The sequence below is a fragment of the Lactobacillus sp. UCMA15818 genome, from assembly GCF_030400225.1.
GTDB lineage: Bacteria > Bacillota > Bacilli > Lactobacillales > Lactobacillaceae > Liquorilactobacillus.
Genome location: NZ_VJYB01000012.1, coordinates 1 through 13,230 on the forward strand (window position 1 = coordinate 1; position 13,230 = coordinate 13,230).

General features: G+C 36.6%; 11 protein-coding genes. 7 read left to right on the top strand and 4 right to left on the bottom strand.

The features are described 5' to 3' along the window. Positions 1 to 205, top strand: a 205-nt coding sequence (locus FFX44_RS10450) for a hypothetical protein (RefSeq protein WP_289980734.1), incomplete at its 5' end; no start/stop codon positions are given. A 152-nt stretch (positions 206 to 357) separates the two neighbouring features. On the opposite strand, the gene hflX is transcribed toward FFX44_RS10450, so the two are convergent. Next, a complete protein-coding gene (hflX, locus tag FFX44_RS10455; protein WP_289980738.1) occupies positions 358 to 1,611 on the bottom strand; it encodes a GTPase HflX in 1,254 nt (417 codons plus the stop codon). A 386-nt stretch (positions 1,612 to 1,997) separates the two neighbouring features. Here hflX and FFX44_RS10460 point away from each other — a divergent pair, with 386 nt between their 5' ends. From FFX44_RS10460 to FFX44_RS10480, 5 genes are all read left to right on the top strand, one after another. Beyond that, entirely contained in the window at positions 1,998 to 3,623 is a 1,626-nt protein-coding gene (locus tag FFX44_RS10460; RefSeq protein WP_289980740.1) for a peptide ABC transporter substrate-binding protein, read from the top strand. Between the two features lie 153 nt (positions 3,624 to 3,776). After that, the gene (opp3b, locus tag FFX44_RS10465) at positions 3,777 to 4,706 is read left to right on the top strand and encodes an oligopeptide ABC transporter permease (protein ID WP_289980742.1); all 930 of its coding nucleotides are present in this window, start codon (positions 3,777 to 3,779) and stop codon (positions 4,704 to 4,706) included. Between the two features lie 4 nt (positions 4,707 to 4,710). After that, positions 4,711 to 5,736 carry an ABC transporter permease gene (locus tag FFX44_RS10470; RefSeq protein WP_289980744.1) on the top strand — a complete coding sequence of 342 codons (1,026 nt, stop codon included), beginning with the start codon at positions 4,711 to 4,713 and terminating at the stop codon, positions 5,734 to 5,736. A gap of 8 nt (positions 5,737 to 5,744) precedes the next feature. Next, positions 5,745 to 6,794 (top strand): ABC transporter ATP-binding protein, encoded by a 1,050-nt coding sequence (locus FFX44_RS10475; protein ID WP_289980746.1) that lies wholly within the window; start codon positions 5,745 to 5,747, stop codon positions 6,792 to 6,794. Between the two features lie 15 nt (positions 6,795 to 6,809). Then, entirely contained in the window at positions 6,810 to 7,763 is a 954-nt protein-coding gene (locus FFX44_RS10480; RefSeq protein ID WP_289980747.1) for an ATP-binding cassette domain-containing protein, read from the top strand. Between the two features lie 331 nt (positions 7,764 to 8,094). Here the strand turns inward: FFX44_RS10480 and FFX44_RS10485 are convergent, their stop codons facing one another. Next, a complete protein-coding gene (locus FFX44_RS10485) occupies positions 8,095 to 8,766 on the bottom strand; it encodes a histidine phosphatase family protein (protein ID WP_289980748.1) in 672 nt (223 codons plus the stop codon). Between the two features lie 287 nt (positions 8,767 to 9,053). Next, on the bottom strand, positions 9,054 to 9,695 hold the full coding sequence (locus tag FFX44_RS10490) for a VTT domain-containing protein (RefSeq protein ID WP_289980749.1): 642 nt from the start codon (positions 9,693 to 9,695) through the stop codon (positions 9,054 to 9,056). Between the two features lie 177 nt (positions 9,696 to 9,872). Here FFX44_RS10490 and helD point away from each other — a divergent pair, with 177 nt between their 5' ends. After that, entirely contained in the window at positions 9,873 to 12,173 is a 2,301-nt protein-coding gene (gene helD / locus FFX44_RS10495) for an RNA polymerase recycling motor HelD (RefSeq protein WP_289980750.1), read from the top strand. A 475-nt stretch (positions 12,174 to 12,648) separates the two neighbouring features. Here helD and FFX44_RS10500 read toward each other — a convergent pair whose 3' ends face one another. Further along, the gene (locus tag FFX44_RS10500; protein ID WP_289980752.1) at positions 12,649 to 13,128 is read right to left on the bottom strand and encodes a YbaK/EbsC family protein; all 480 of its coding nucleotides are present in this window, start codon (positions 13,126 to 13,128) and stop codon (positions 12,649 to 12,651) included. Positions 13,129 to 13,230: the final 102 nt, after the last annotated feature.

The window sequence follows — 13,230 nt, forward strand, 5'->3', positions numbered from 1 at the left end:
TTCTGTTAGAGGTCTTGAAAAGGTAAAAAGAGAAGCTGGAATTGCCTTGATGGCAATGAATATTAGAAAATTGGTAGCGAAGGGCACCAATCATAACTGTTTTATAAACCCAAAGAAGAGATTAGTGAAAATCAAGGAACGATTTTCACTAATCTCTTCTATTTTGAAGGACTTATGGCACAGACCCTTTGTTTTTTCCATATAAACGTGATCCATAAGTCAAAATTTTCCGTCTAACTTCGAATTACTCATAACAAAGTTCTTACTATGTTCGCAATTCTACGTTAGTACTCAAACTTTCTCGACTTATATCACAACTCCCTTTTTTATCAGATAGGATTTTTTGAGATGATATCCTTATTCAGAATAAGTAAATTTAGAGAAATATTGTGCTTGAATGGGGGAAACTTCGGCTGTTACGATGCTACCATCAACAGTGTATTCAGTGTTGAGCACATTCGCCTGTGAATTTAGCTGTTCAAGATAGCTACCTGAAGTGAAAGGTATTAAAAATCTCATTTTCTGATAGCCAGGAAAAAGAAGCTTTTTTATCAGACCAGCAAGTTCTTTCAAAGATGCTTCATCTCGGGCACTATAAGTAAGATTCATTCCTTCAATAGTGGGATAATCTAATTTGGCCTTGTCAGCTTTGTTATAAGCAAAAATCATCTTTTTATTGCTGATACCTAATTCTTCGAGCGTTTGATTTGTTGTGGCAATCATTTCTTTAGCATGTGGGTCGGAAATATCAATTACTTGGATTAACAAATCGGCTTCCCTAACCTCAGCGAGTGTTGACTTGAACGCTTCAACCAAATTATGAGGTAGTTTGCTTACAAATCCAACTGTATCACTTAGGAGAAACTTCTTATTGTCTGGGAAGCTCAAGTTTCTTACAGAAGTATCTAGGGTTGCAAAAAGCATATCTTTTTCAAAAACTTGCTTGGTCTCTTCTTCTGAGAATAACGAGAGCAATCCATTCATTGTAGTTGACTTACCAGCATTCGTATAGCCAACAAGTGCAACGCTAGGCAGATTTGATTTACGCCTAGACTTACTTTTTATTTCGAATTCTTTGTCAATTTCTTTTAATTCTCGTGACAGAAATGAAATTTTATCTTGAAGAGTTCGTTTGTTTAATTCAAGTTTTGTTTCACCAGCACCACGATTTGCTAAAGCACCACTTGCACTTTGCTGATCTAACTTAATATCTGGTGCAACTCTTAGCCGGGGCATTTTATATTTTAGTCGGGCAATTTCAACTTGAATCTGAGCTTCTTTTGAGCGGGCACGATTTGAGAAGATTTCTAAAATAAGTTCTGTACGATCTAAAACAGCGATATCTATACTCTTTTCAAGATTACGAATTTGCGTTGGGGACAGCTCATCATTTAGAACTAGAAATTGTGCACCAGTTTCTTGAGCAATTTCTGCAATTTCTGTAACTTTTCCCTTTCCGAGATAGGTTGCGCCTACTGGTTTTTGGAGTCGTTGGCGGACATCGGCAACAACTGTCATATTATTTGCTTTTACTAATTCTGTTAATTCATCCATTAAATAATCAAAATTTTCTTGCTGTGCTTCGATACCTGCAGTAATAACTGGAATCATTGTAAAAACCTCCTCTAATGGTAATAATTATAACATTTATCACGAATGCCTGCCGGAAGGTAAAAAATACAGGGGAGATAGCGAATGATTTTTGAATGTTTTTTGAGTGAGTTAAAAGCGAACATTAGAAAATGCATAGAATTTTCAATTATGTAAGTTTATCGTTTGCTTTCTAAAGCTAAAAGTCGTTTTTTCTTTGAATAAAAAAAGAGAACCCGGATTTTTTTTTATAAAATTCAAAAAAAGAGCATAAACGATGGTAAAATGTGGGAAAAATATGAATAAAGTAAGAATTTATACTTGTATTTAATTTAGTTATCATATAAAATTTAATCACTGTTAAAAAATAGTTTCTTTTAGAAACATACAAGGGGAGTAATAGTGCGATGAAAATAAATAAATTCGCAAAGCTTGGTACAGTTGTAGCTTTGTCTTCGGTATTCTTAGTGGCTTGTGGTTCTAAGAGTAGTTCTACAGCTTCAAAACAGGTACTTAATTGGAACGAGTCAGCAGAATTGCCTACAATGGATTTATCAACGGCAACCGATGTTGTGAGTTTTGATACGTTGAACAATACAAACGAAGGTTTATATCGTTTAGGTAAGGATAGTAAAATCGAACCAGGAATTGCTACCAAGACACAAGTTTCTAATGATGGCATGAAATATACATTTACATTGCGTAAAAATTCTAAGTGGAGTAATGGACAAAAGGTTACTGCCAAAGATTTCGTTTACAGCTGGCAAAGAACTGTTAATCCTAAGACATCATCACAATATGCTTACTTATTTAGTGGGATTGCAAATGCTGATGATATCATGAATGGCAAGAAGGCTGTCTCTACTTTAGGAATCAAGGCAGAAGGCAATTATAAGTTGGTTGTAACATTAGATAAGAAACTTCCATACTTCAAGTTATTGATGGGCTTCCCTGTATTCTTCCCACAAAATGAAAAAGCAGTTAAGGAATATGGTAGCAAATATGGGACAGCTTCTAAGTATATGGTATACAATGGACCATTTGAGCTTACAAAATGGACTGGTTCAAACTTAAGCTGGACATTGAAGAAAAATAGCGATTACTGGGATAAGAAAAATGTTAAGCTTTCAGCAATCAACTTTAAGGTTAACAAGAGTACAACAACTTCATATAACTTATACCAATCTGGTAAGTTAGATGAAACAAATCTGAGTGCAGAACAAGCTAAGCAGTTATCTAACTCAAAGCAACTTGTAACTCGTAAGGGTGCTTCGACTTTCTATCTACAATATAACCAAACAAAGAAAGAATACCAAAATGCTAATATCCGTAAGGCTATTTCATTGGTTATCGATCGCAAGCAATTTGTAAACAAGGTTCTTGGCGATGGTTCAACAGTAGCCAAGGGATTAGCATCAACAGGCTTAGCTAAGTTAAATGGTACAGATTTTGCTGATGCAGCTTCAGTTAAGAGTGCTGTTGCAACAAATCGTGCGGAAGCTAAGAAGTTATGGGCAAAAGGTTTGAAAGAACTTGGTGTAACATCATTGGATATTCAATTACTTAGTGATGATACAGATAAGGCCAAAGATTCTACAGCGTTCGTACAAAGTCAGATTGAAGAGAACTTGTCAGGTGCCAAGGTTTCTGTTTCGAATGTGCCATTCAAGACACGTTTAGCACGTTCAGTTAGTGGAGACTTTGGAATTGTTATTAGTGGTTGGGGCGCTGACTTCTCTGACCCAATTAGTTTCTTGGATCTCTTCACATCGGACAATTCACAAAACAATGGTAAGTGGAAAAACACTGAATACGATAAGTTGATTGAAGCTTCTAAGACAACTGATGCTGCTAATACAACAAAACGTTGGAATGACTTAGTTAAGGCTCAAAAGATCTTATTAAACGATCAAGGTATTTCCCCATTGTATCAACAAGCAACAGCAACTTTAGTTAAATCAAAAGTTAAGGGTGTTATTTACAATGCTGCTGGGGTTAACTACAACTTTAAAGATACTTATATTGCAAAATAATTAGTTGAATTAAAATAATATTAAAAGCTAATTGGGGGATTAACTGAACATAGTTATCCCCCGATTAGTGTATGGAACAAAATTAGATTATAATGTAAAATAGATATTATCTGCCCTAACTTTAGAGTAAGAACTAGAATGTGAGGAAAAAATATGCGTAAATATCTTTTAAAACGTGTCTTCTACATGGTATTGACGTTATTCTTGGTAGCAACCATTACTTTCTTTCTAATGAAATTAATGCCAGGAACACCGTACTCTAATCAGGAAAAGATGACACCGCAACAGATCCAAATTATGAATGAGCAGTATGGATTGAATAAGCCAATATGGCTGCAATACCTTATTTATCTCGGAGGTATGTTGCATGGAGACTTAGGAACTTCATTCCAATATAGCAATCAACCAGTTTCGTATTTGATTTCAAGTAGAATTGGTGCTTCAGCTCAGTTGGGTCTTCAAGCAATGATTTTTGGAGTTGTGATAGGAATTATTATCGGTTCCTTTGCGGCTATTAATAGAAATACTTGGATTGATACTTTATGTACAATTCTTTCTATCATTGGTAAATCTGTGCCCAACTTTGTTTTGGCTGTTTTATTACAGTTTTATATTGCTCTTAAATTGGGTTGGTTTCCAATTGCTGACTGGGGTGGCTTCAGCTACACAGTATTACCGACAATTGCTCTAGGAGTCGGGCCACTCGCAGAAACGGCTCGTTTTATCCGAACTGGAATGGTAGATGTTTTGAACTCGGATTATATTGAACTTGCTAGAGCCAAGGGACTAACAAAATTTGGGATAGTTTATCACCATGCATTGAGGAATAGTTTGATACCCTTAGTAACATTAATCGGGCCATATACGGTTGCTCTTATGACAGGTTCAATGGTTATTGAAAATATTTTTTCTATTCCTGGGATTGGTGAACAGTTTGTTAAGTCGATTACAACAAATGATTACCCAACGATTATGGGTGTGACGATGTTGTTCTCTGCTGGACTGGTTGTTGTGATCTTATTGACAGATATTGTTTATGGAATCATTGACCCAAGGATTCGATTAAGTGGAAATGGAGATTAAGCAGATGGAAGAAAAAATTAAATTAAATCCGGACAGCTTTGAGGCTTTACCAAAAGCCGAAGAGTTAGACAACGAAAAAATTGCTGCTCCATCATTAACCTTCGTCCAGGATGCTTGGCGCCGTTTGAAAATGAATAAAGGTGCATTCATCTCATTATGGATTATTGTTTTGATGCTGATTGTGGCTTTTGGTTCATCGTTTTTTATTGACCATGACTCATTGGTCAAGTCAGCACCAAACTATGCCAACTTACCGGCAAAAATACCTGGTGTTCCTATTAATGGTTTTAATGGGAAGTTAAAAGTTGCGGGTGAATGGGTAGATGAGTATAAGCAAAATAATATTTCTTCAGATAAATATTTTGTTTTAGGAACAGATTACTTAGGACGCTCACTTGCTGAAAGAATTATCTATGGTACAAAAGTTTCATTGATAGTAGCACTTGTGGCCACATTCTTTGACTTAACCATTGGTGTTGCATATGGGATTATTTCCGGTTGGAAAGGGGGACGAGTTGATAATGTAATGCAACGTATTATTGAAATCATCTCGTCCGTTCCAAGTCTAGTCATTGTTGTTTTGATGTTATTGGTTTTAAAACCAGGGATGACATCAATTATCGCTGCAATTGCGATTTCAAGTTGGACAACAATGGCCAGAATGATTCGTGCGGAAACACTGCAGCTTAAGTCGCAAGAATATGTGCTGGCTGCGCGGTCACTGGGAGAATCGGCACCTAAGATAGCTTGGAAACATTTGGTACCCAACCTTTCAAGTATTATTATTATTCAGACAATGTATACTATCCCAACGGCAATCTTCTTTGAAGCCTTCCTGAGTTTCATTGGGATTGGTATCAGTGCGCCAGAGACTTCACTTGGTGTATTGCTTAATGATGGACAGAAGAACTTCCAATTCTTACCATATCAGATGTGGTATCCAGCAATTGTATTGTGTGTATTGATGATTGCCTTTAACTTATTAGGTGATGGTCTACGTGATGCATTTGATCCAAAGACTAGAAGGTAGGTGGCAAAATGGCTGAGAGAATTTTAGATGTGAAGAACTTGGAAATCAATTTCCACACTTATGCTGGCGATGTCAAAGCCATCCGTGATGTGAGCTTTCATCTAGACAAGGGTGAGACGCTTGCAATAGTTGGCGAATCAGGATCAGGTAAGTCAGTTACAACAAAGAGTCTAATGGGATTACTTGCAAATAATGCAGAGGTTGTTGGTGGTTCAGTTATGTATCATGGTCAGGATATTTTGAAGAAATCTGAAAAAGAGATGCAAAATATCCGTGGTAAGGATATCGCAATGATTTTCCAAGATCCAATGACTTCATTAGATCCAACAATGAAAATCGGACAGCAGATTGCTGAACCGCTAATGAAACACAAGAAAATGGAGAAGAAGAAAGCTTGGGCACAGGCATTGGATATTTTAAAGCTTGTGGGGATTGTTGATCCTGAAAAGCGGATTAATGAATATCCGCATCAATTCTCAGGTGGTATGCGCCAACGAATCGTTATTGCGATTGCATTGGTTTGCTATCCAGAGATACTGATTGCTGATGAACCAACTACTGCTCTTGATGTGACAATCCAAGCACAAATTCTTGACCTGATGAAGGAACTTCAATCAAAAATCGAGACTTCGATTATCTTTATCACACATGATTTGGGTGTAGTTGCTGGGATGGCTAATAGAGTTGCCGTAATGTATGCAGGCAAGATTGTTGAATATGGCACGGTTGATGAAATTTTCTATAATCCACAGCATCCGTATACATGGGGATTATTGAATTCAATGCCAACTCTTTCAAGTACATTATTAGAGGCAATTCCGGGTACTCCACCTGACTTGTTGGACCCGCCAAAGGGTGATGCTTTTGCTGCGCGGAGTACTTATGCAATGAAGATTGATGTTGAACAAGAACCACCTTTCTTCAAGGTTTCAGATACACACTACGCTGCTACCTGGTTGTTACATCCAGATGCTCCAAAAGTAACCCCACCAACCGAGATTATACGTCGTCAGAAGCTATTTGCTGAGATGAGTGTCAATAAGTCAGTAAAGGCCTAGGAAGGAAGAAGACCCATGTCAGAGAAGAAGAAAAAGCTATTAGAAGTTAAGCACCTCAAACAATATTTTAATGTGGGGAAATCTGATTTGGTCAAAGCTGTCGACGATGTAAGTTTCGATATCTATGAAGGAGAAACTTTTGGACTTGTGGGTGAATCTGGTTCTGGTAAAACAACGGCCGGTAGAAGTATCATTCACTTATATGATCCAACCGATGGTGAGATTATTTTTGATGGACAAGACATTAATAAATTAAAAACACGACAAGAAGAGCATGCATTCAGAAGAGAAATGCAGATGATTTTTCAAGATCCATATGCCTCATTGAATCCAAGAATGAAGATTAAGGATATTGTCGCAGAGGGAATTGATATTCATCATTTGGCTAAGGATGATGCAGAACGCAGCAAGATGGTCGAGGATCTTCTAGAAATAGTAGGATTAAACAAGGATCATTCGAGTCGTTATCCGCATGAATTTTCAGGTGGACAACGTCAGCGAATCGGAATTGCACGTGCTTTAGCTGTGCAGCCTAAGTTCATTATTGCTGATGAGCCAATCTCTGCTTTAGATGTTTCAATTCAAGCTCAGGTTGTTAATTTGTTGAAGGATTTACAGGAAAAACAAGGTTTAACATATCTCTTTATTGCTCATGACCTTTCAATGGTCAAGTACATCTCTGATCGAATTGGAGTTATGCATTATGGCAAGCTTTTGGAAGTCGGAACGTCTGATGATGTTTATACAAAACCATTGCACGACTACACAGCAAGCTTAATCTCAGCTGTACCAATTCCTGATCCAGAATTTGAAAGGAACCGCAAGCAAATTGTTTATGATTCAGCACAAGAAATTGATGATGAAAATAAGCCGCGTAAGATGCATGAAATTACTCCAGGGCACTTTGTTCGTTGTTCAGAAGATGAAGTTGCCAAATATAAAAAACGTGCTGCTAGTTACGAGGAATAGCAGACACGTGTAAATGGAAGTAAAGCAATAGGTGGTAAGGTAAAAATACTGACGCGACTATTGTGGTAATGTATGGGTAACAAAAAATAGAGACAAGGTCAAAAGTTAAGTTTTGGCTTGGTCTCTATTTTTATTACGGACAAACGTGTTTCATAAATCAAAATATTCCGTCTAACTTCGAATTACTCATAGCAAAGTGCCTGCTATGTTCGTAATTTCGAGTTAGTACTCAAATTTTCCCGACTTATGTCACACTCTATTTTTATTGCAGATAAACGTGTTTCATAAGTCAAAATACTCCGTCTAGTTTCGAATTACTTATAGCAAAATATTAATAGTCTTGTTCATCGGTATAATGATTAAAATATTCAACTGAAATAGCGTCATCTGCAACAATCATTTTTGTTACAGAACCATTTTGTGGGCTGAGAGAGATGATGTCAATGTCAGGTGCAAAGCGATGAACAATGCTGCGGATAGTTGTACCGTGGCTGACTACCAATACTTCATCCCCATCTTTTTGCTGACTACGAATATAGTCAAAACCAGAATTGACGCGTGTCCAGAATTCATCATTGTTTTCTGCTTCGTGAAATGGGTCAATTTCTTTCATGAAATCACGTGAATCCTCAATTGAGTATTTTGAGATTATTTCTGGAAATGAGCGACAGTTATGTCTTGCTCCAACCATCAACCATGCTTGATTTGAATCACAGCCTTCAAAATATCCATAACCTTGTTCTCGGAATTGTGGAAGCGTTGTTGGTTCTGGGATTGATTTTGAATTGTTATTCTCACCCATAATGATATGGCAGGTATTCTTGGCACGTGAAGTATCACTATGATACACATTAGTGAAATGCTTTACCGCAAGCCTTTTTCCAGCTTTATGTGCATCAGATGTTCCTTTTTCAGTTAGTGGTGAATCACACCATCCTTGCATTCGATTATAATGATTGAAGATTGTTTGTCCATGGCGAACAAAATAAATTGTGAAAACCATTTTTTCTCCTCCTAAATTTATAGCCAATTTACTAGTTTGGCACATATTAACAGTATACAGATAATTGTGAGACTATGAAAGTTCTTAAGATTGTTATATTATTTTCTCAACTTGCTTTGAATTATTCATGGTAGAGAACACATACTGCGTCTCAGCTATCATTAGTACCAAAATTTTAAAGGTGGTTGGAAGAATTCCTGCAAGCAGGTAAACAAAAAGAACTTGTTTACGGCATTAATTAAACCGAAATCAAGTTCTTTTTATAACAAATTTATTTTAAGATTTCTTTAAATAACTCGCCTATTTCTGATGAAACGATAAAGTGAGATTGCGACTCCTGGTATGATTGATATCAGCCCGAAAGATACTAAGATAACAGAGAAATTATTTTGAACAAAGTTTAATTGGCCAAAGAAGTAACCTAGCGAAGAACCTAAAACTACCCAAATTAGTACCCCAAGGAGATTGTAGATACAAAAACGCTTGTAATTCATGCGAGCACTTCCTGAAATTAATGGAATAAAAGTTCTGATTAAGGGAATGAATCTTCCAAACATTACTGTCTTTCCCCCGTGTTTTTCAAAATATGTCTGTGCCTTTGCAAGTTTATCTTCAGAAAGGAACCTTCTAAAAAATGGCAGCCTGTGGAGGTTGCAGCCAATCTCATAGTTGACTGTATCACCAATCAAGGCAGCAAAGAAGAATACAGGGACAAGAATTTTGATATCAAGTGAAGAACCTGTAATCGCCGCTAAGGTACTTGCGAAGAAAACAAGGGATTCTCCAGGAAGGAAGGCGAACACTACGAGTCCAGTCTCCATAAAAACGATTGCGAAGAGTGCAATGTATACCCAACCGCCTAATGTCTCAACTAGCGGTAACAAGTAGAGTTGGAGATGAGATAAAAAATAGAGTATGTTGCTAATCAAGACAATCACTTCCTTTAAGTTAATTTGTAGATAATTTTAACGAAGATTGCACTTAAAAGCTAGTATTTTACACAGGATTTATATTTTTTTAAATAATACTAGATATCCTTAATTGTGGGGAGAGGATAAAGGTGTTAAAATTGTATGACAAGAATTTAGGCAATTGGGGGGAAATCTATGAATTCTGATATTAAGGCTCAAGAACAAAAGCGTATGGATGCTGTAGTTGGCAAGATTAAGATTGCCCAAAAGAAACATCAAAAAGAGATTGCAAGCGCAAAAAAAGATTCACAAGCTATCAAGAAAGACTTTTCAAACAATCTGCGAATTAAGACAGAATCTTATTCAGGAATATTTGAGACTGCAATGACAGTTAGACAGCAGCAGCAACTCTTACAAGAACGTGAGAATAATTGGAAATTAGCTGCCAGAAGACTGGATATTTTAGCAAAACTAGAAAAGAAACCGTACTTTGCAAGAATCGACTTCAAAGAAAAAGGCGAACTAAAAAAAGAATCTGTCTATATTGGTTTAGGATCATTTAGTGATCGACCAGATAACTTCTTAATCTATGATTGGCGTGCACCTATCTCAAGTGTCTACTATGATGGGGGAATTGGTGAAGTTTCCTACGAGACGCCAGATGGGACGCAAAACGTTGATGTAAGTCTAAAACGTCAATTTTTAGTAGAAGATGCCACAATTCAGACAGTTTTTGATACTGATGAAGCAGTTGGAGATCAGATGCTCTTAGATGTGTTGGATGATTCTTCAGATACAAAAATGAAGAGCATTGTAACAACTATTCAGAAAGAACAAAATCAAATTATTCGTGAGACCAAGGCCAAATTGTTGTTTGTACAAGGAGCAGCTGGTTCTGGGAAAACTTCGGCAGTCTTACAGCGTATTGCTTACTTGTTGTACCGTTTCAGAGGTAACTTGACTTCGAGCCAAGTGATTCTTTTTTCTCCTAATCAATTGTTCAATGATTATGTTGATCAAGTGCTACCTGATTTGGGTGAACAAAATATGATTCAAATGACGTATTATCAGTATGCTCAGCGACGACTTCCCAAGCTCAAAGTTGAAACTTTACAGCAACGTTTTGAACGGACTAGGACAACTGGAGAGAAAAAGATTCAGGGATTAAAGGATGGTCTGCAATTCTTCAATGCAACAACAACATATGGTAATTTTCTTGAAAAGAAGGGAATGCGTTTTAAAGATATTCGTTTTAGAGGAGAGCTCTTCTTTGATAAGGAACACATTGAGAAAATCTATTATAGTTTCAACGAGAACTATCATTTGCGTAATCGGCTGGAAGCTACAAAAGAACGATTGCTGAAACAACTTAGTAGGCGAATTGATCAGACTGCCAAGGAAGAATGGGTGGAAAAGGCAGTTCAAGAGTTGAGCCCAGAAGAATTAACGCAGCTCTATGGTGACCATGCACGTGATCTTGGAGACGGAGATGCTGAATTGCATTTTTTGACAAGACGGTATGTGATGGGACAATATAAGCAGATTCAACGAGATATACAACGTAACCGGTTCTTGAATATCAATGCTCAATATATTCATTTTCTAAACAGTGTTCCCGACTTGTTAGACATTCAGCAAGCCGGAATTACTGAGGAACAATGGAAAAAGAAAATAGGAAGTGTAATCACTGCTGTTAAAGAGAAAAGAATGTTGATGGAGGATGTCAGCCCATATCTGTACCTCTATGATTTGATTACTGGCAAGCGAGGCGAACTAGAGATTCGGCATGTCTTTATTGATGAAATCCAAGACTACACACCATATCAGTTGGCTTGCCTGAAGACGAGCTTTCCAAGAACGCGTTTCACTGTATTGGGCGATTTGAATCAAGCCATATTTACGAAAAAAGAAAGTTATACCTTATTAGAAGAAATGAGTAAACTCTTCCCTAAAGATGGAATCAAGGTTGTCCAACTTACGAAATCTTACCGCTCAACCAAGCAAATCACTGAATTTACGAAGCAGGTCCTACTTAGCGGGGCATCTGTTGAGGCTTTTGAACGTCAAGGTAAATTGCCTGAATTACAAGTATTCAGTAACGCAGAACAAATGGTTCAAAAGGTCGCAGAACAATTGCAAAAAAATGATGAAGCACAGCTAACGACAGCGATTATTGGCAAGACCTTAGCACAATGTCAACAATTGACCGTTGATTTACAAGCACAAGGAGTCAAGGTCACATTGATTAAGACTGAAAATCAACGTCTGGCTGCTGGCAACATCATCGTTCCTGCTTTCTTGGCAAAGGGTCTGGAATTTGATGCAGTAATAATGTGGGATGCTAGTGAACAAAATTATCACGATGAGGATGAACGTCAGCTAGTGTATACAATTTGTTCAAGGGCAATGCATCAGCTAAACGTTGTTGCGCTAAATGAATTATCACGTTTATTTAAGCGAATTTCTACCGATTCTTATGAATTGATTACGGACTAAGCGTTAGCGATTAATATTATGGGCTACTGCAAAACTAATCTTTTGTGGTAGTCTTTTTTTAAGTGCCTGACTTCACTTACTCTTAGCAGAGTGGTTTTATCAATTTGGAAAATCGTATAGTTATGCTGACCAACTTTAAAATTATTGAGTAAGATATCTTGAACTTCTTTAAGAATATTAGAATTTTTGATTGGCAAGATAATTTGTTGCAATATTTTAACCGTTACCTCTGGGGCATTAGGAACGTATTAATCGGAAAATTAAGTAAAGAAGGAGCACTGCATAAGGGGGAAATTTATTCAAATTTTTACACCCAAATTAGTATTGAATTCATGATTTAAACAAGAAAAAAAGCCAATTCGAAGATGAATTGGTTTTCTCATCACAGTCACGGGAAAAGGAACTTTAATGATTATAAGGAACTTTATCTACTCTATATTTCATCTTAAAAAATATCATAAAATTTTTTAAAGACCTACTCGTTCACAATCCAACCTTTGCCAACATCTATCCAATTTATAGGTTGAGCGTACTTTTCGAGTTCTTTAAGGGATAATTTGATAGTACTATTAAGACTTCCACCAGCAGTATAAATAGTTTCAAAGCGTTTTAGAGAAATGTCTAAGTAAACTTTGACATCATCATTCAAAGCAAAGGGACAAACAGCACCTGGAATATGTCCTATGATTTGTTCTACTTCATTACCAGGTATCATTTTAGCTTTAGCTTGAAATACGGCTTTAAATTTTTTATTATCTACTTTAGCATCACCTGCCATTGAAATTAGAATAGGAGCATCATGCACAAAGAAGGTCATTGTTTTAGCAATTTGAGCCTCTTTACAGTTTAAAGTTTGGGCAGCATGGGCAACAGTATCACCGATACTATCATGTTCAACAATTCGATCTTGTAATCCGTATTCGGAGAAAAAATTTTTAACATTTTCTAAAGACATTTTATACTCACCTTTTTCTTGATAATTATTATATTAATTGTAGAATAAATTATTAGATAAGTAAAATTAATTTATCTAATTCAAGAATTAGAAAAGGTGATA

What these genes read in the sequence shown, in the direction of transcription:
- opp3b (WP_289980742.1), top strand. Translation starts at nt 3,777, where the DNA reads ATGCGTAAATATCTTTTAAAACGTGTCTTCTACATGGTATTGACGTTA.
- FFX44_RS10460 (WP_289980740.1), top strand. Translation starts at nt 1,998, where the DNA reads ATGAAAATAAATAAATTCGCAAAGCTTGGTACAGTTGTAGCTTTGTCT.
- FFX44_RS10500 (WP_289980752.1), bottom strand. Translation starts at nt 13,128, where the DNA reads ATGTCTTTAGAAAATGTTAAAAATTTTTTCTCCGAATACGGATTACAA.
- helD (WP_289980750.1), top strand. Translation starts at nt 9,873, where the DNA reads ATGAATTCTGATATTAAGGCTCAAGAACAAAAGCGTATGGATGCTGTA.
- FFX44_RS10485 (WP_289980748.1), bottom strand. Translation starts at nt 8,766, where the DNA reads ATGGTTTTCACAATTTATTTTGTTCGCCATGGACAAACAATCTTCAAT.
- FFX44_RS10475 (WP_289980746.1), top strand. Translation starts at nt 5,745, where the DNA reads ATGGCTGAGAGAATTTTAGATGTGAAGAACTTGGAAATCAATTTCCAC.
- hflX (WP_289980738.1), bottom strand. Translation starts at nt 1,611, where the DNA reads ATGATTCCAGTTATTACTGCAGGTATCGAAGCACAGCAAGAAAATTTT.
- FFX44_RS10480 (WP_289980747.1), top strand. Translation starts at nt 6,810, where the DNA reads ATGTCAGAGAAGAAGAAAAAGCTATTAGAAGTTAAGCACCTCAAACAA.
- FFX44_RS10470 (WP_289980744.1), top strand. Translation starts at nt 4,711, where the DNA reads ATGGAAGAAAAAATTAAATTAAATCCGGACAGCTTTGAGGCTTTACCA.